Source organism: Paenibacillus sp. FSL R5-0887 (assembly GCF_038002305.1).
GTDB classification, from domain to species: Bacteria; Bacillota; Bacilli; order Paenibacillales; family Paenibacillaceae; genus Paenibacillus_AQ; species Paenibacillus_AQ odorifer.
This window is the reverse complement of sequence record NZ_JBBOCE010000001.1, coordinates 1,817,586-1,833,006: the sequence shown is the minus strand read 5'-3', so window position 1 is coordinate 1,833,006 and position 15,421 is coordinate 1,817,586. Positions and strand designations below refer to the sequence as shown.

Here is a 15,421-nt window from a genome sequence, read left to right as displayed (position 1 = left end):
TTCGGGCAGTTTAGCAGGTAAGCTCAATTACGCTTATTAGAGCCACCGGGAACCGTATAGGGTCCGGTGGCTTTTTTGCGTGTGTAGAAAGATTGGATTTGGTGTAATAAATCCACATGTCTATATACCGCCGCCGGAGTCTTTATTTCCGGCGGCTTTTTGTGTTCTCGGAAAACGCCAAGGGGCAAGAAAAAACATAAACATATCTTTTAGGAGGAAATGAATGAATAGCATAAAGCAATATGGTTGGAATGAAAACTGGAGTACAAAATGGAATGAAAAGTGGAGTCATGCAGAGGATAAACAATTTATTCCCGGGAGAATCGTTGGTGACTTTGGCAGTAAGTACAAGGTGTTAACTGATGTAGGAGAGACGTGGGGAGAGCTTGCCGGGAAGCTGAGACACACATTTGTAGCCTCGGGTGATTTTCCTGCCATTGGAGACTGGGTAGCATTGGCGATGCAAGATGGCGGCGAGCATGGAATCATACATGGCGTATTGCCTCGGCAGAGTGTGATCTCACGCAAGGTCGCAGGAAATACACAAGATGAGCAAATTGTTGCCTCCAATGTAGACACATTATTTCTGGTCAGCGCGTTGAATGATGACTTTAATGTTCGCCGGATGGAGAGATATCTGATCATGGCTTGGAATAGTGGGGCAAATCCAGTTATTCTACTCACTAAAGCGGATCTTTGTCATGATGCAGACAGTAAAATCGCTGAAATGGAGAGCGCGGCTCCCGGAGTATCAGTACATGCTGTTAGTGCAATACAAGATGAAGGACGCGAGAAGCTGCTGCCTTACATTGGTGAGGGTCAAACAGTAGCTCTTACGGGCTCTTCCGGTTGTGGGAAGTCGACAATGGTCAACTGGCTATGCGGGAAGAACCTTCAGATTACGCAGGATGTTAGAGAAGGGGATAGCCGCGGACGTCATACTACTACCCACCGTGAACTGTTTGTTTTGCCGGATGGGGGGATTATCGTAGATACACCGGGGATGCGGGAGCTGCAGCTCTGGGAAGATGAAGGTGGTCTTGATCTAGCGTTTAGTGATATCAGCGGTCTAGCTTCTAAGTGCCGGTTTAGTAACTGTAGACATGAACGCGAAGAGGGCTGTGCTGTACTGGAAGCAGTCCAAACAGGTGAACTGGAAGAGAAGAGACTATTCAACTACCGAAAAACACAACGAGAAGTATTGTACCAAAATAATAAAGAAGCCAAGCTTAAGAGAAAAAGCGCAGCTTCCACTAAAGTGAGTTCATCCAGAACCAGAGGATACGGATGGCGTAAAGAGCTGGATGAATATTAAAAAGAATTGATATAACGGCATAGACATTGAAAAAGGGCGCCCATTAGCTTTTGACAGCTAAGGGGCGCCCTTCATTATTGAATTGAATCTAAACGGTTATGGTTTAGAAGGATGCAGCAGTTTCCTTAGCCAGTTGCAATCCGTTTTCAATGATTTCAGCGGATTGTGCTGGAAGTTGGTTGTGGCCTTCGATGATTACTTGTGTAATATCTTTAATTCCCCACAGGTTAAGGTTACCAACGATGAAGTTTACTGCCATTTCAGCACTTGCAGCAGGACCTTCAGAGTAGATACCGCCTCTTGCATTCAGAACGATTGCTTTTTTACCTGTCAAAAGACCAACTGGACCTTCAGCAGTGTAAGAGAATGTTTTACCAGCTTGGCAAAGGTAATCTACATAAGTGTGCAATACAGCAGGTACAGTCATGTTCCACAGTGGGAAACCGAATACTACCTTATCTGCAGCGATGAACTGATTAAGATATTTATTAACGATAGCGGCACCAGCTGCTTCCTCAGGTGTTGCTTCGTATCCTTGAGCGGCTTTATACATACCAGTGATCAGGGTATTGTCGTAGTATGGAAGTTGCTCTGCGAACAGATCAAGCTCAGTGATTTCATCTTTTGGGTGGTTGAGTTTGTAGCTCTCCAAGAATTCATTGTACAGCTTAACACTTACGGATTGTTCTGCTGGACGGTTGTTTGCTTTAATAAATAGAACTTTAGACATTATGATTTCTCCCTTGCATGTGTGTATTTAATATTAACTATATTTAATATAGCATATAATCTTTTGTTTGTAAATTATTTTTTTGTTCTTGAAATTTGTTTGCGCTTAAGGAGTTTGAAAAAATGAAAACAAGGTTAATAGGTGATACAAGAGAACAGGAAATAATTTCCTGTCTCTATAAGTTCCAGAATGATCTAAAAGGAGCGATTGACATGTCCATCGATCGGTTTATCATTAAAAAATTGGACAGCTGTCACGAAGAGCATACGCGTCAGAATTTAGTGAAGCTATTTAGACTTCGAATCCAGAAAGCTGAAAAAGCAGAGCAGAAGAATTACAAGATCAGCTGATAATTGCTTAGCTCTTCCTAATAGTCGATTTTTCGCTGAATGAGACAGAGTCCTTGGGTTAAAAAAGTCCGTAAATATAGCAGAGCAGTGATCCTCTCGTTAAGGGGGGATCACTGCTCTGCGTTTTTTAGTCCTGGCAGATTGCTTCAGCATAAAGGGGCAGCAAATGAAAGCCAACCTACGACAAACGTCACTTTTGGCAGGTGACATAGTAGGGTCAGGCCACCTGATACATCTAATCTGCTAACCAATGCAAAGTCATTTGTTGAGTTACATACCAAGTCAACTGCTAAGTTACACACTGAGTCAGTCACACGCCAAGTTAACGGCTAAGTTACTAACTGAGTCACATAACTAGTAACGTGTAGGTTACTAACTGAGTCACACATTAAGTCAACCGCTAAACGACTTACTAAGCCACACAACAAATCTCCCGCTGAGTTACCCACTGAGTCACACACCAAGTTAACGGCTAAGTCACCTCACTGACTAACACAACTAATCACCCGCCGAGTAACTCACTGAGCTACACACCAAGTAACACCAAGTCACCCGCTGATTAACTAACCGAGCTACACACCAAGTAACACCAAGTCACCCGCTGATTAACTCACTGAGCTACACACCAAGTTAACGGCTAAGTCAGACAACAAATCACTCGCTAAGTGACCTTCCAAGTATCCTCAGCGGCCAACGGACTCAGATGACGCTATATACGAATTTTTAGTCATTAGAGCAAAGTTTCGGACTCCAGCGCAGCTATTCAGCTTTTTGAGGTCGATAATTAGTGTTTTTCGCGCCAATAGTGACTCTGGGGTCCGATAGGATTCCAAATGAGCCCAAAAGTTGCGATTAAGGTCATCTGAGTCCGAAAGCAGTGGCTATGAGTTCAAAAGTAGCGACTAAAACTACAACAGTAGCAACTATGTACACGATAATAGCAATTAAAGCAAACTGAGTTTCGAATTTAGATTACTGCGGACTCAGATGACGCTATATGCGAATTTATGAGCATTAGAGCAGAGTTTCGGACTCCAGCGCAGCTATTCAGCTTTTTGAGGTCGATAATTAGTGCTTTTCGCGCCAATAGCGACTCTGGGGTCCGATAGGATTCCAAATGAGCCCAAAAGTTACGATTAAGGTCATCTGAGTCCGAAAGCATCCAACTATGAGTCCGAAAGCAGTGGCTATGAGTTCAAAAGCAGCGACTAAAGCTACAACAGTAGTAACTATGTACACGATAGTAACAACTATGTACGCGACAGTAGCAACTATGTACACGACAATAGCAACTAAAGCAAACTGAGTTTCGAATTTAGATTACCGCGGACTCAGATGACGCTATGTGCGAATTTATGAGCATTAGAGCAGAGTTTCGGACTCCAGCGCAGCTATTTAGCTTTTTGAGGTAGATAATTAGTGTTTTTCGAGCCAATAGTGACCCTGGGGTCCGTTAGAATTCCAAATGAGCCCAAAAGTTACGATTAAGGTCATCTGAGTCCGATAGCAGCCGGCTATGGGGATGGCCGGCAAGCAGAAATCCAACAGTGCCATGAAATAGCACAAATCAGTACAAAGTGGCATCAAGCAGAACTAAGTAGAACCAAGCAGAACCAAGCAGAACCAAGCAGAACCAGCGAACCAAGGTCCCTGACTTTGAGAGTTGAAGCTATGTATGCGCAAATAGTATCTAAATCAAACGGAGTGTCATTTTGGATCAAGTTTAGCTTCAAAAAGACAACGAGTCCAAGCAGCACCTCTTGGCTACTTAGGACGTTCCTTATTAGAAAGCTGAGGACAGCAATGTTGTGACAAAAAAACTACCCCTCCATTAATAGAGGGATAGCGCCAATGAATCATTTTCACTGTAACTGTGCAATATAGCTTCAGAGCCTTTAATTTCGATACTAATCAGAGAATTGAGGCATTTCTGGAGGGCACTTTTGCCCTTTTGAATTTTGAGCTCCAGCGTACTGTTAAGTAATCTAAGTACTTTTTGAGTGGGCTGTTTATTTTCTGTTGTGAAATACACAGGTACAAGTTTGTTCTGAAATGTGATGAGCATTCTCATTTTGAAATCACCTCGCTACAAGTATTTCATGTTAATGATCATACCCCTTGTTTCTTAATTTTACCTTAAAATTAGCTTATGATAACATAAAGATTGCTAGTTTAATATACATTTATATGTAATACAGGAAGGATACAATAATGTGAATGAGAAAGAACGAACGGATTTAACGGATTTAACGGAATTTTTATTTCCAGATCGGGTAACCGACCAAGTAGTTTTAAATGAATTGTTAAATACTGCGTCTACAGCAGAAAGGATAGGTAGATTCAAATATAGAGAGAAGGAGAAAACTAAAGATCTGTGTTTACAAATACATAAGGATAAAATACTAGCCTACTGCAATAATACACCGGACTCTCCTCCGTGTGTGCTGAAGAACAGAGAGGAAACAGAGAGCTTTTGTCTCGAGTTGTTCGAATGTGAGAGAGCGATGGAGCCCTTTGCTCATGGGATTCCGGCGTTACTAATGTCAAAAAAAAGGTTCGAGGAGCTGAAAAAAGGCTCTGATTCCTCTACGGTTCACAGACTCTCAGAGTGTTTAGCTGCAGAGACAGGAGATGATGTCCATTCCAACCATCTTGCACGAGTGATGAAATGCTTCGACGCAGAGGGAGAATTGCGACTCTGTATTTCTAGTGAAAATGGCTGGAAGTTTCAGTATGCTAGCTTCATAAGTGATCATTCAAGTGGCTGGTTGCTGCGAATGAGCAGCGATCCTTCCCAAGACTGGATTGTAGCTCTTCCTATATCGAAAGCACAATTATGTGGTTCTGTGGCAGAGTGGGTGTTTCATTCCTCCTCTTTTCCTAGTCCACAATAACCGTTGAATAGGGAGGAAGAGTAAGCTGATCTGAATTTAAGGTCACTTTGTCAGCAGTTGTCTTTTGGATCTTGGTGTAAGAGATACCCTCAACATTTGGATGAAGCGTAATGATTTGTTCATCTCCAGTTAGGTTATGAACAACGAGGACTTGATCCTCTGTTGTTATACGTTCGTAGGCCATTACCCCTGCATTGCCAGAAGTGTAGTCTCGAATTCCGCCATCACGGAGCGCAGGGACTTCGTTTCTTAACGCAATGAGTTCGCGGTATCTTTTAAGCAGTGAGCTGCTGTCGTTAGTCTGGCTTTCGACATTAATGCTAACATCATCAGCGTTATTGCTGCCGACCTCCCAAGTAGTCTGCCCCTCACCCTGATCCGCTGTCATCCATCTCATGGGCTCACGAATTCCTTCATCTGGTTTTACACCAAGCATTCCTATTTCTTCACCATAATAAATAAAAGGATTTCCAGGCAAGGTTAACAGCAGGGCTGCTGCCATTTTTGCATGATCCAGATTGCTGTCTAATTGACTCATGACTCTGTTTTGATCATGATTTGTCAAAAAAATTGCATCGGTAAAATGGCTATCAGATATTTTGGAGTACAAATTATACGTACGTTCCAGCGTAAAGGCAGTCCCGCTGTCTTTTTCAGTTTTCACGGAATTAATAAGGGTCTCAGCTAACCCGAAGTTAAAACTAGAGTCGAAGGCTTGATCCAAATAAGCCCCTACGGTGACTGCAGAATTCTCCCATACTTCGCCGACAATATAAGCTTGAGGATTCACTTCATTCATCGCTTTGCGGAAATCCTGCCACCAAGATACATTTTTATTGGTTGTGGCTTGGCTTTTGTCGCTTAGAAGGTCTTCGTAAATATGTTTAGCAGCGTCTAAACGGAATCCATCAACCCCTTGTTCCAGCCAAAACTTGCCGATATCTTTCATTTCATTACGAACTTCCGTATGATCAAAATTTAGATCAGGCATGCCTTCCCAAAAGCCACCTAGATAATGACTACCCAGTAAAGAGTGCCATGCACTGCCACTACCAGCGGCACTAGCTCCATTGGCAGGGCGTCCTTGATCTTCGGCCCATATGTACCAGTCGCGATATTTGCTGTCTTTATTTTTAGCGGAATCTACGAACCAAGGATGTTCTTTGGAGGTGTGATTCACGACCAAATCCATAATTACTTTAATCCCACGTTTATGGGCCTCCGTAACGAGCTCTTGTAAATCCTCAATCGTCCCATAATCTGGATTGATTGCACGATAATCCGTCACATCGTAACCATGATAGCTTGGTGAAGGATTAATAGGCATAAGCCAAATCCCACCGATCTCCAGATCGTCTGTGGTGTCAGGATTTCCGTCATTTAAGTAATCTAATTTCTTGGTAATCCCTTTGAGGTCACCGATGCCATCCCCGTCAGAGTCATAGAATGAACGAACAAAAATCTCATAATAAACCGTTGAGGGCTGTTCGTCAGTGGTAATGGTTTTTGCAGCGGGAGGTGTTGTAGTATTCTGAGCTGTATTTGCTTGTGGCGATGGAGAAGGGGAGGCAGAGGAAGGAATATTGTTATTATTTCCTGAACAACCGGATAGCAGAACGGCAGTTAAGCTAAGAGTCAAAAGTCCGTTTATTGTGTGTTTTTTGGCGATAGATGTTGCTCGTTTATCCATATAAAATAACCCCTTCTGCTGCAATTTTCCTATAAAGGAAATGGTAAGCGCTTTAATTCTTATAGTACTGTAATCAAATCCTCAGGTAAAACGTTTGCACAGATATAAAAACAGCAAATCCAGTGATATTTATCCATAAAATCAAAAAAAACCGCTAATATCATGGATATTCTTTTAATTCCCCACGATATTCGGGATTTTAACCTTTCAGTAGGCATGTGCATATGCTTTAAGCAAGGGCGAAGGACCCGGTAAGAAAGGAGAATGAAGAATGAAGATTCGGAAAAAGCTGTCATTGTCGCTCATGATCATTACTTTATGCTTTTCAGTACTTGCCGGTTGCGGCGGAAAGTCAGAGACGGTAAAGGTGAAGATTGGGGAGGTTACCCGCTCTGTCTTTTATGCACCCGAGTATGTTGCCTTGACTCAAGGTTTCTTCAAAGATGAAGGGCTGGATGTAGAACTGCAGACGATTCCCGGTGGCGATAAAACGATGACTGCATTGCTCTCAGGAGCTATTGATGTGGCGTTGGTTGGTTCAGAAACCTCCATTTACGTGTATCAGCAGGGCTCGGATGATCCGGTCATTAATTTTGCACAGCTGACTCAAAGGGATGGAACATTCCTGTTCGCCCGGAAGGCTGATGGAGATTTTAATTGGGATAAAGTGAAGGGCTCTACCTTCCTTGGTCAAAGAAAAGGCGGAATGCCACAAATGGCAGGCGCGTTTACTTTATCTAAAAAGGGAATTGATCCTGCGAAGGATATTACCTTGATCCAAAATATCGATTTTGCTAATATTGCCGGTGCATTTGCTTCAGGTACTGGGGATTATGTGCAGCTGTTTGAGCCGCAGGCCTCTATCTTCGAACGAGAAGACCGGGGAGCTGTAGTGGCATCGTTTGGGGTGGAGAGCGGTTATTTACCTTATACGGTATTCATGTCAAAAAACAGCTACATTAGCAAAAATGGAGACACCATGCAAAAGTTCACTAATGCCATCCAGCGTGCTCAGCTTTGGGTGAAGGAACATAGTCCTGAAGAAATTACGGATGCCATAATAACTTATTTTGATAAAACGGATCGTGACATTGTGATTTCTGCTGTAAAACGCTACAAGGAACAGGACACCTACGCCATTAATCCGGTTGTTGATAATGAAGAATGGAATAATCTGCTAGATGTTATGGACAACGCAGGTGAACTTAAAGAACGTGTTCCAGCAGAAAAGATCGTGAATAATACTTTTGCTGAAAAAGCTGAAAAGACCATAAAGAGCAGTAGCTCTAAATAAGAGAGATAAGATCCTAAATGGATTTTGTTAACTATAAGGAGGGGATGACCTTGCTTCCAGTAGTGCAATTAAAGGGAGTAACGCATGCCTATCTCGGCGATCGGGAAGCTTCACTGGCCGTTGAGGATCTAAATCTTAATGTCGAGCAAGGAGAATTCGTCAGCTTAGTAGGCCCAAGTGGCTGTGGTAAGACGACTCTCCTATCGATTATTGCCGGACTGCTGCAGCCCTCTGAGGGTGAAGTATTCGTAAATGGCCAACCCATTCTAGGCCCTTCACCTGAGGTTGGATATATGCTGCAGCAGGATTATCTTTTTCCTTGGCGGAGTATTCTTGACAATGCCGTGCTTGGACTGGAGCTGACCGGAAGCTTAAACGAGGAGAGCCATAAACGGACTTTGGAGCTGCTGCGCGAGATGGGACTAGAAGGGAAAGAACAGGCCTATCCTTCTCAGTTATCCGGAGGGATGCGGCAACGGGTGGCTCTTGTACGAACATTAGCTACCAATCCAGGACTGCTGCTGTTAGACGAGCCGTTCTCGGCACTTGATTATCAGATCAAACTTCAGCTGGAAGATTTAGTCTCAGAGACCTTACGCAGCCGGGGAACCACGGCTATTTTGGTCACGCATGATCTGTCAGAAGCGATTGCGGTCAGCAGTAGGGTTATTTTATTGCAGCGAAATCCAGGGAAGATTCGTAAAGTTTTTCCTGTTCCGGAGCTAATCCGCTCAGCCCCACCGCTGTATGCGCGTGATCAGCCAGGGTTTGCGGAGCTTTTTCATGAAGTATGGACAGAGATGGAGATCGCAGGGAGGGAAAGCTAATGAAACGAACAGAGCAAGCGGGAGTCTTAGCTTCCCGTGAACTGTGGCTGCAGCAAATGCATGTAGATTTCAAAAAAACTAAACAGCGCCGGCGTAATCAGGTTATTGCTGTAAGAAGCAGTCTGTTGTTGCTGTTCTTTGTGTTGTGGGAAGCGGGAGCAAGAATGGGCTGGATTGATGAGTTATTGTTCAGCTACCCGACAAAAATCTTCAAGCAGATTTGGCAGGATATGATCAGTGGAAGCTTGTGGCCTCATTTGGGGATGACGGTAGGAGAGACTGCAGTAGGCTTTGTTCTGGGAACCTTGTTAGGAACGCTGCTGGCAGTGATTATTTGGTGGTCTCCGTTTTTATCAGCGGTGCTTGATCCGTTTATGGTTGTCTTTAACAGTATGCCGAAGGTGGCCTTGGGGCCGATTTTTATTGTAATGTTCGGGGCGGGTTTCACCGCTATCGTTGTGACAACCTTATCGATTACGGTGATTATTACTACACTTGTTGTTTACAATAGCTTTTGCAGTGTGGATCCTAATCTGGTGAAGGTGGTCCGCTCTTTTGGAGCTTCTAAAGTTCAGGTGTTTTTTAAAGTGATTCTTCCGGCATCTTTTCCAACGGTGGTCTCTACCCTAAAGGTGAATGTGGGAATGTCATGGGTCGGGGTTATCGTAGGAGAGTTTCTAGTAGCAAAATCCGGTCTTGGGTACCTGATCATATATGGATTCCAGGTGTTTAATTTCACGCTTGTAATGTCCAGTCTGCTGATTATTGCAGCCGTTGCAACGGCAATGTATCAACTGGTAGTGTATCTGGAGAAGCGCTTGTTATACCGTCGGTAAGTCTAATGTAACGTTGTGTCCATTCACAAAATCTTGTAACATGTCTATATCTTTACCTATTAACGGTTAGTGCTTTTAAGGAGAGATAGGGTTATGGGATTTCGTGTGATTAAAACAGCTGCTGCGACGTTAATGTCCGTTCTTCTCGCGTCTGCAGTAGGCATACCCAATGCACAAAGTGCAGGGCTTTTAGCCATTCTGGGTGTGGAGGTTACCTTGAAAAGGAGTTTCCGGACGATAACGGCGCGTTTTTTGGCCTCGCTCGTGGGACTCTTTTTTGGGTGTATTTTATTTTGGATATTAGGGTTTCATTACTGGGTACTTGGACTGTACGTTCTTGTTGGCTTTCCGATGATTGTGAAGTCTGGCTACAAGGAAGGGATTGTCACTAGCTCTGTTATTGTGTTTCGTGTGTTTGGACAAGCTGAGTTATCGCTACATGTGTTGTTGCAGCAAGTAGAGCTACTGGCCATAGGTCTCGGTTCAGCGGGGGTGGTCAACTTAATTTACATGCCACAGACTGGGGGAGTTATTTATGGAATCCGCAAGGAAGTGGATCGATACTTTTCAGTTATTTTTACTCAAATGGCCCGTACTTTGCGTGAGCCTGCGTATATGTGGGATGGCAAAGAATTAATTGATGCGGATAATGCAGTGCAGCGGGGACTGACAGCAGCTACTCGCGAGATGGAGAATCATGTAATTCATCCTGATGAAGCTTGGAATGTCTATTTCTATATGCGTAAGGAGCAGCTGGAATCGATACAAAGCATGATGCAGCTGATTTCTCAAGTATATCGCCATTTACCGCATGGAGAGATGGTAGCTGAATTGTTCGACCAGCTTAGCGGAGATGTTTTGGCTGAAGAATATACAGGCCGCACGGAACATTTGCTGGAAGAGCTTGAACATGAGTTTGAAAGCATGGATTTGCCAGAGACACGTGAGGAATTTGAAGTGCGATCAGCAATTCTGCAGCTTTGCAGAGAATTGGCACTGTATTTAAAAATTGCGAAACGCCATAAAATACCGGTCAGCTATAAGCCTGAGAAACGTTTGCTCACCCGGAAAAAAGCTTAAAATTAGGCTTTAATAAAGTGAAGTATTAACATTCGCCCCTGAAATCACGATAAAATATGTATGAACTAAAAGTTGATCTTCGAAAGGGATTAACAATTATAGGGTGAGTTCAAATTCAAGCAGGGAATTCATATACGAATTTTCCGCATTGGCAGGTGAGGCGTATGGACAAAGATATGGAATCATTTATCGGAAAACAACTTGTAGCTAACCTCTTTAATGACAAAGGAGTATTTGTTTTACCCGCATTGACTTTATTGAGTGCTGAACATATTAGATTAATTCGTCAACATAAGATCACTCTGGAATCTCATGACGTCGTCCAGCTGGATAGCGCGGAATTTTTCCAGCTTGCAATTGATGATTGTACAGCTGCGATTGAGAATATTTTTGAACAGATTCGTCATAACAAAAATAAAAGAATTCCTATGCTGGAAGTTAGAAATGAAGTGATTCCGTTTATCCAGCAGGTAAGCGAAAAGAATGACTTCTACGGAGTATTGGCTGCTTTGCAGACCAAAGATGATTATACATACAGACATAATGTAGCTGTGGGCATAATATCTACCCTGCTAGGCAAATGGCTGAAGCTAAAGTCTGAGGATTTGAGCATGTTGACCATTGCAGCAACTCTTCACGATATCGGCAAAATGAGAATCCCGGATGACATATTAACCAAGCCCGGTCCATTATCCGACGAAGAGTTTCAGCTGATGAAAAAGCATACGACCTTTGGGTATGAGATGATCAGGGATACGGTAGGCACAAACCATACTCAAGCGCTAGTAGCCTTACAGCATCATGAAAGAATGGACGGCAGTGGTTATCCATTTGGTGTGCTTGGAAACCGGATTACTGATTTCAGTAAAATCGTTGCTGTGGCTGATGTGTTTCACGCGATGACCTCCGACCGTTTTTATCGCAAAGCGGCTCCTTTATACGAAGTATTACTGCAAATGGAGGAGAGTGTGTTCGGTAAGCTCGACCCTTATATTTGCAGAGTGTTTATTAATAAGTTAATGCAGTCAATGCTAGGGAACGAAGTGGAATTGACAGATGGGCGAAAAGGAAAAATTGTTATGATTCTTGCTACAGACCCTTTGCGGCCACTGGTGAATATTGATGAGGATTTTATTGACTTAAGCAAACACAGATCGCTTGGAATTGTGCGGGTAATCCCGCAATAGCTGGTGTTTTAAGGTTTTTTGAGGGGGTAGGAATGGCTCCGGAACAGGTTGGACCATTTTTGGAATCTACTCATATATGTACAAAATTTGAAATAAAATGAACTATGAGTCTCCTGAAAAAGCCTTCTTGAGGGCTTACTCAAATTTATTTATAGTCTAACAATCAACAAATGCCTAGAACCTGCATACACTTGATAGTGAATGATTGTATGGAGGAGGTTCAAAGATGTCATTAAGCCATAAACGTCAAACAAGGGAGATCATTACGAAGGCAATTTGCGGCAAAGGTCGTAAGTTCTCTACAGCAACCCATACCGTGACTCCGCCACATCATCCGACTAGTATTTTGGGGGCTTGGATTATCAACCACCAATACGAAGCGGTTGCCGCCGGGAACGGAATCGAAGTAATTGGTACTTATGATGTAAACATCTGGTACTCGTACGACAAGAACAAGCAGACCGAGGTAGCAAAGGAAACAGTCTCTTATGTGGAGCTCATTCCGCTTTCCTACCTGGACACGAGACACCGCACTTCAACAGTTGAGGTCTCTGCGGAGGCAACGCAGGAACCCAACTGTGTAGAAGCGGGCGTATCGCCAGGCGGAGGCAGTGTGACACTTCGCGTAGAGCGCGAATTCGAAGTGGAGTTGGTGGCTGAGACCAAAGTCCGTGTGTATGTCACTGAGCAAAGTGATGATCCAGAAGACAAGGATTATGATTTTGAAGGTGATAGCTTCGATTACGATGATCTGGACCCTGACAATCTGGATGATGAGCTGTAAGGAAGGATACGCCGCCGTTAACTGAGTATCAATGGGTTATGGTCCATTATATGTAGGGAGTGCGGCGGCGTAGAGGGCGAATGCCCTCCTTTTTTTTATTTATTTTTAGGATGAAAAAAGGTTCACGCTCGGATGGAGGCGCTAAAGAGTATGAATGAAGGTCTTAAGGTGTATTCAGAATTGTCTGTGGCAGAGAGAGAGTCCAGATTGCTTAGAAGCGGGGTTGAAGCAACGCTGACGCCCTCTGGAAAACGGTTTGTCGATACATATGCTTCACATGCTACTGAGAAGGGCCACAGGCAGTGTTATAAGATATTGGTTTATCATTTGACTGTCCTCCACATCTCTTTGCTTGGAGCAGGTCTTGGAATGCGTGCGGCCGCCGATAATTACAGCGAAGCTGTGAGGATTGCTAATGCCGAGAGCAATACCACGGGAGGCCGAGTGCGGGGAGAGCTTCGCGGGGTGATGAAATTGCTCCAGCGGATTGCTGTCCGCACGCTGTACAGCTTGGGGCTGGATAGCGGTGAGGTCCTGCTGAGGGCAATGGGGAACCGGAGGTATGTGGTGGAGGGAGTCACTCCACTAGTAAAGACCTCCGGGCAACGATTGCCCGAGCCTTATCGTTCCGCAGCGTTAGCGCTGGAACGAAAGCTGGCTCTGGAGCAGCCGGGCCGCAGCGGCCTGCTGATGGGCATGGACCCGGAGTTTATCATCCTCCGGGAATCCACCGGCCGCGTCGTGCCTGCGTCGCGGTACCTGCCCACGGACGGCGTCGCTGGCTGCGACGCCGGACCTCCGGGAACGCGCGGCGCGTTCCCGGTCGCGGAGCTGCGCCCTCAGCCGTGCGGGGAACCGCGCGCACTGCTGGCGCAGCTGATGTCCGCCGCGGCGCTGGCGGACCGGCTCATCGCCGACCGCTCGCTGCGCTGGCGGGCGGGAGGCATGCCGCTGACGGGCTGGGCCCTCGGCGGCCATCTGCACTTCAGCGGCGTGACGATGACGGCGCCGCTGCTGCGCGCGCTCGATAACTATCTCGCGCTGCCCATGCTTCTGCTCGAAGACGTCCGCGCAGGGGCGCGTCGTCCCCGATACGGCGTGCTCGGCGATTTCCGGACTCAGCCGCATGGCGGCTTCGAGTACCGGACCTTGCCGAGCTTTCTGGTATCCCCGGTCATCGCTAAAGGCGCGGTCTATTTGGCTCACCTAATCGTGAGCCATTATGAGGACCTGACGCAACGCCCGCTCGACCGGGAAGACCTGCATATCGCCTACTACAGCGGCGATAAATCTCCGCTGCGCGCCGCAATCCCCCCATTGCTGGCGCAGCTGCGTTCCCTAGGCGGCTACGAGATTGCCGCCCCCTATATCGAGCCTTTATTCGACTATATTGCCGCTGAACGGACGTGGGATGAATCACGTGATATACGTGAGTTATGGTGCAGCAAAGTAAAAGTGTGATTTTACTATTTGGTCTACATGTTAACAATGGTCCATGAACCGATATCTTGAAAACCAAGTCGTTTATAAATAACTCCGGCATGTGGGTTGTCATAAAAGAGGCACAATGACTTTCCTTCATAGAGCAGGTCTGCACATAGCTGTGCCATTACGCGCGAAGCAAGGCCTTGCTCTCTGAATGCTTGATGTGTGGCAACCCCTACAATCATCGCTGACATGGAATTTTCCGCTGAAGTTGAAGCGGTGACAATGACCTTATCTTCCCGTTCCATATAATAGGTGCGGCCGGTGTTGCTTTCCAGCGTTTTACGCAGGCTGGTTCTTGAACCATTCCGGCTGCTTTCAAATTCTTCAATGGTATCCGTGAGTGCGCAAATCGCTTCTACATCCTGAACCGTAGCTTTTTTAATAGGCTCAGCTGAAGAGAAGGACTCACTTATTTTATTGTTCATTTCTTTTAATTCAGCAAAATACAGCTGTTTTACTTGTTTGAAATTAATTTCCCCGTCAAAAGCCTTCACCACCTCTGAGGCTCCGGAGATCATATGTATGTCATTATCCTTTCGGATAATCTCAGCGAACCCCTCGACATCAAAAGGGCCATCTGCATAAGGAAGGTAACTTCTATAGAAGCGCAGCAGAACGGCTTTTATCCGCCCGTCGGCTGGATCAATCTCTCCCCATAAATCCATGAAATCCTGCTCAAACCCAAAATTCTCCACATCGCCAATGATAAATAAATTAAGCGCCGGCTCTTTCCGCAGCAATGCCATCAGCAGCTCTTGATCATCCTTCGTTAGCTTTCGTATCATATTGTATTCTCCTTTGATTTTTATATGGGCTGACGCTCTGTGTTAAGATTTTACAATATTTAAAAGCAGAAGAATATACCTCAAGTAAGTGTTTGTCTGATAAGTATTCTAGTCTTTCGTTGTACTAATGTGAGGTTTCAGGGTAACTTTGTCCATCAATT

The 15,421-nt window shown here is 44.9% G+C and carries 14 protein-coding genes; 10 read left to right on the top strand and 4 right to left on the bottom strand.

What is annotated here, in order from left to right:
• Positions 1-223 precede the first annotated feature (223 nt).
• Positions 224-1,315, top strand: coding sequence for a ribosome small subunit-dependent GTPase A (gene rsgA, locus MKY14_RS08305; RefSeq protein ID WP_076128350.1), 1,092 nt, complete (start codon positions 224-226; stop codon positions 1,313-1,315).
• A 103-nt stretch (positions 1,316-1,418) separates the two neighbouring features.
• Here rsgA and MKY14_RS08300 read toward each other — a convergent pair whose 3' ends face one another.
• Complete coding sequence (locus tag MKY14_RS08300; protein WP_340976268.1) at positions 1,419-2,045, bottom strand: FMN-dependent NADH-azoreductase; 627 nt, start codon at positions 2,043-2,045, stop codon at positions 1,419-1,421.
• Positions 2,046-2,167: 122 nt separating this feature from the next.
• Between MKY14_RS08300 and MKY14_RS08295 the strand changes: the two genes are divergently transcribed.
• On the top strand, positions 2,168-2,395 hold the full coding sequence (locus tag MKY14_RS08295) for a hypothetical protein (RefSeq protein WP_038571602.1): 228 nt from the start codon (positions 2,168-2,170) through the stop codon (positions 2,393-2,395).
• 1,831 nt (positions 2,396-4,226) lie between these two features.
• On the opposite strand, the gene MKY14_RS08290 is transcribed toward MKY14_RS08295, so the two are convergent.
• Complete coding sequence (locus tag MKY14_RS08290) at positions 4,227-4,466, bottom strand: hypothetical protein (protein ID WP_036687997.1); 240 nt, start codon at positions 4,464-4,466, stop codon at positions 4,227-4,229.
• A gap of 142 nt (positions 4,467-4,608) precedes the next feature.
• Here MKY14_RS08290 and MKY14_RS08285 point away from each other — a divergent pair, with 142 nt between their 5' ends.
• A complete protein-coding gene (locus MKY14_RS08285; protein WP_312151785.1) occupies positions 4,609-5,289 on the top strand; it encodes a hypothetical protein in 681 nt (226 codons plus the stop codon).
• On the opposite strand, the gene MKY14_RS08280 is transcribed toward MKY14_RS08285, so the two are convergent.
• Positions 5,276-6,979, bottom strand: coding sequence for an alpha-amylase family glycosyl hydrolase (locus MKY14_RS08280; protein WP_339187321.1), 1,704 nt, complete (start codon positions 6,977-6,979; stop codon positions 5,276-5,278). The two genes, MKY14_RS08285 and MKY14_RS08280, sit on opposite strands and share 14 nt — an antisense overlap.
• A gap of 271 nt (positions 6,980-7,250) precedes the next feature.
• Between MKY14_RS08280 and MKY14_RS08275 the strand changes: the two genes are divergently transcribed.
• The 7 genes from MKY14_RS08275 to MKY14_RS08245 all read left to right on the top strand — a co-directional run bounded on the left by MKY14_RS08275 (position 7,251) and on the right by MKY14_RS08245 (position 14,448).
• Positions 7,251-8,273 carry an ABC transporter substrate-binding protein gene (locus MKY14_RS08275; RefSeq protein WP_076279289.1) on the top strand — a complete coding sequence of 341 codons (1,023 nt, stop codon included), beginning with the start codon at positions 7,251-7,253 and terminating at the stop codon, positions 8,271-8,273.
• 50 nt (positions 8,274-8,323) lie between these two features.
• Positions 8,324-9,100 carry an ABC transporter ATP-binding protein gene (locus tag MKY14_RS08270; RefSeq protein WP_076142119.1) on the top strand — a complete coding sequence of 259 codons (777 nt, stop codon included), beginning with the start codon at positions 8,324-8,326 and terminating at the stop codon, positions 9,098-9,100.
• Positions 9,100-9,936 carry an ABC transporter permease gene (locus tag MKY14_RS08265; protein ID WP_076128364.1) on the top strand — a complete coding sequence of 279 codons (837 nt, stop codon included), beginning with the start codon at positions 9,100-9,102 and terminating at the stop codon, positions 9,934-9,936. The genes MKY14_RS08270 and MKY14_RS08265 overlap by 1 nt, the downstream gene beginning before the upstream one ends.
• A gap of 93 nt (positions 9,937-10,029) precedes the next feature.
• The gene (locus MKY14_RS08260) at positions 10,030-11,016 is read left to right on the top strand and encodes an aromatic acid exporter family protein (RefSeq protein ID WP_076128366.1); all 987 of its coding nucleotides are present in this window, start codon (positions 10,030-10,032) and stop codon (positions 11,014-11,016) included.
• 164 nt (positions 11,017-11,180) lie between these two features.
• Positions 11,181-12,203 carry an HD-GYP domain-containing protein gene (locus MKY14_RS08255; protein ID WP_051491532.1) on the top strand — a complete coding sequence of 341 codons (1,023 nt, stop codon included), beginning with the start codon at positions 11,181-11,183 and terminating at the stop codon, positions 12,201-12,203.
• 226 nt (positions 12,204-12,429) lie between these two features.
• On the top strand, positions 12,430-12,987 hold the full coding sequence (locus MKY14_RS08250) for an outer spore coat protein CotE (RefSeq protein ID WP_036687755.1): 558 nt from the start codon (positions 12,430-12,432) through the stop codon (positions 12,985-12,987).
• Positions 12,988-13,137: 150 nt separating this feature from the next.
• Positions 13,138-14,448 carry a putative amidoligase domain-containing protein gene (locus tag MKY14_RS08245; RefSeq protein WP_340976265.1) on the top strand — a complete coding sequence of 437 codons (1,311 nt, stop codon included), beginning with the start codon at positions 13,138-13,140 and terminating at the stop codon, positions 14,446-14,448.
• A 14-nt stretch (positions 14,449-14,462) separates the two neighbouring features.
• Here the strand turns inward: MKY14_RS08245 and MKY14_RS08240 are convergent, their stop codons facing one another.
• On the bottom strand, positions 14,463-15,260 hold the full coding sequence (locus tag MKY14_RS08240) for a GNAT family N-acetyltransferase (protein WP_076184449.1): 798 nt from the start codon (positions 15,258-15,260) through the stop codon (positions 14,463-14,465).
• Positions 15,261-15,421 lie beyond the last annotated feature (161 nt).

What these genes read in the sequence shown, in the direction of transcription:
- MKY14_RS08275 (WP_076279289.1), top strand. Translation starts at nt 7,251, where the DNA reads ATGAAGATTCGGAAAAAGCTGTCATTGTCGCTCATGATCATTACTTTA.
- MKY14_RS08290 (WP_036687997.1), bottom strand. Translation starts at nt 4,466, where the DNA reads ATGAGAATGCTCATCACATTTCAGAACAAACTTGTACCTGTGTATTTC.
- MKY14_RS08245 (WP_340976265.1), top strand. Translation starts at nt 13,138, where the DNA reads ATGAATGAAGGTCTTAAGGTGTATTCAGAATTGTCTGTGGCAGAGAGA.
- MKY14_RS08240 (WP_076184449.1), bottom strand. Translation starts at nt 15,260, where the DNA reads ATGATACGAAAGCTAACGAAGGATGATCAAGAGCTGCTGATGGCATTG.
- MKY14_RS08260 (WP_076128366.1), top strand. Translation starts at nt 10,030, where the DNA reads ATGGGATTTCGTGTGATTAAAACAGCTGCTGCGACGTTAATGTCCGTT.
- MKY14_RS08295 (WP_038571602.1), top strand. Translation starts at nt 2,168, where the DNA reads ATGAAAACAAGGTTAATAGGTGATACAAGAGAACAGGAAATAATTTCC.
- MKY14_RS08300 (WP_340976268.1), bottom strand. Translation starts at nt 2,045, where the DNA reads ATGTCTAAAGTTCTATTTATTAAAGCAAACAACCGTCCAGCAGAACAA.
- MKY14_RS08265 (WP_076128364.1), top strand. Translation starts at nt 9,100, where the DNA reads ATGAAACGAACAGAGCAAGCGGGAGTCTTAGCTTCCCGTGAACTGTGG.
- MKY14_RS08250 (WP_036687755.1), top strand. Translation starts at nt 12,430, where the DNA reads ATGTCATTAAGCCATAAACGTCAAACAAGGGAGATCATTACGAAGGCA.
- MKY14_RS08255 (WP_051491532.1), top strand. Translation starts at nt 11,181, where the DNA reads ATGGACAAAGATATGGAATCATTTATCGGAAAACAACTTGTAGCTAAC.
- MKY14_RS08280 (WP_339187321.1), bottom strand. Translation starts at nt 6,979, where the DNA reads ATGGATAAACGAGCAACATCTATCGCCAAAAAACACACAATAAACGGA.
- rsgA (WP_076128350.1), top strand. Translation starts at nt 224, where the DNA reads ATGAATAGCATAAAGCAATATGGTTGGAATGAAAACTGGAGTACAAAA.